Below are 1,657 nucleotides of genomic sequence, written 5' to 3' on the forward strand. Positions count from 1 at the left end.
TAGTTTCTCTATTTGTAGCTAAGTTAAACTACCAGTTTTTGCTACATCTTTCCTTATTTTCTCATGATAAACTTTTTTCACAGAGACTAACAAATGGGGAAGAATTAGTCCAAGCCGGAATGGCAATGGTGAACAAGTTGCTTATAGATGGCATACATCCAAGCAACATAGTTTTAGATACTAACTCTCTTGGAGGAGGAGTTGCAGCGGAAGTTCTAAAAAGATTTGAGGATCAGGGTATCCATTTGACACTAATTCACAGTAACTCTTTTAGTTTGCTCAAAGGTGCAACTAATAACTTTCCTCATGGAGTAGGGGGCTTTTCACGAGGTGGCTTCCCGCAAAATTTTTGAATTTTTAGTTTGGGCATTGCGGATTAGATTTTAATCCACAGAAAGTTGTAGAGAATACGAAATGCCCTGTATTAATTGTTGGCAGGGAAGGTGATACTGTGATTCCACCAGCAGCACAACTTGTTGGCAAGCCTAATGATCTATCCGGAGAAAGGTTAAGAAGCAATATAGTGCTGAACATGATCCTGAAAATAAGACTTGTGAGAATAAAAATATTCACACTGACCATAAAGAACATTTAGTTTGTTGTGAGGATAATGAAGGTACAACAAAATACACCAGTTACAAAGAAAAAGAAAATGAACTTATTCAAGAGGCACATGGGTATTCAGTTAAACTTAACGGAGAATTTGATCTAGAAAACTACCGTAAGAGTGGTGTTTCCAAAAGCTTGACACAAATAGAATTGAAATTCATAAATGAAAGGTATACGCAAGTTTAAGTTGATAGGGAAAGAAAAATTATTCTTACTATGCCGTAAGTGCGCTCCAATACTATACTAAAATTTTTATTGCACTGAAAATCTTCGTTTTTCCTAATCTCTAGAATTATCAATGCATCATCACTTAGCCAGCCTGAGTGAGCTAATCCTTCTAAAGTTGAGTGGAACAGATTACTATTGTAAGGTGGATCTATAAAAACTATGTCGCATTGTGAAATGGGTTTTGGTAATTTGTCAGCGCTGCAGCAAATTAGCGTAATATCGTCCGTAGTTCCAAGATTTTCTGCCGTTTTCTTAGGCAATTGCAAATTGTAATAGTCTGAGTCTACCATGAATGCATGTTTAGCACCGCGGGAAAGTGCTTCAAATGAAAAAGAGCCACTTCCGCAGAATAAATCAAGTACGTTTGAGTTATGAATAGGCTTTTTTGAAAAAAGTGTGTTGAATATTGCTTCTCGGACAACTCCCATAGTAGGCCGTGCGGCTAAATGCTTACCTGTGGCTATCTTTCTTCCACAATATTTCCCTGCAATAATACATGGCATACTAAATAAGCTCCAAATTAGCTAATTATTTAGTAGTACATGATTAGTGTCAATATAATTTTGGCAGTCCAATTCTCACTACACAGAAAGCGGACAGACAACAGTAGAGAAAAGCTACCCAATAGAAACAAAAAAACTACTTGACAAGTCCCTCCAACTCCCTTATAATGATAATGAAGCTATTTGTTTATCTTCGCAATCTGTACACCTTACGTCTTTTTAAAATTTCTGGTTTTCAAGCTGAAACGCGCTTATAAGTCGTTTAAGACAGTATAGAACGTCAAATAGACAAGGGAGAATTTGAATACTAGCTGCCT

1 protein-coding gene and 1 pseudogene are annotated in these 1,657 nt (G+C 36.6%); one reads left to right on the forward strand and one right to left on the reverse strand.

The window, feature by feature from the left end:
• Positions 1–86: 86 nt before the first annotated feature.
• Positions 87–795: pseudogene (locus GO685_RS05955) on the forward strand (alpha/beta hydrolase family protein); the annotation flags it as partial.
• On the opposite strand, the gene rsmD reads toward GO685_RS05955, so the two are convergent.
• Entirely contained in the window at positions 792–1,340 is a 549-nt protein-coding gene (gene rsmD, locus GO685_RS05145; protein WP_175937857.1) for a 16S rRNA (guanine(966)-N(2))-methyltransferase RsmD, read from the reverse strand. The pseudogene GO685_RS05955 and the gene rsmD overlap by 4 nt on opposite strands.
• Positions 1,341–1,657: the final 317 nt, after the last annotated feature.

The organism is Wolbachia endosymbiont of Madathamugadia hiepei (assembly GCF_013366855.1).
Classification (GTDB): Bacteria; Pseudomonadota; Alphaproteobacteria; order Rickettsiales; family Anaplasmataceae; genus Wolbachia.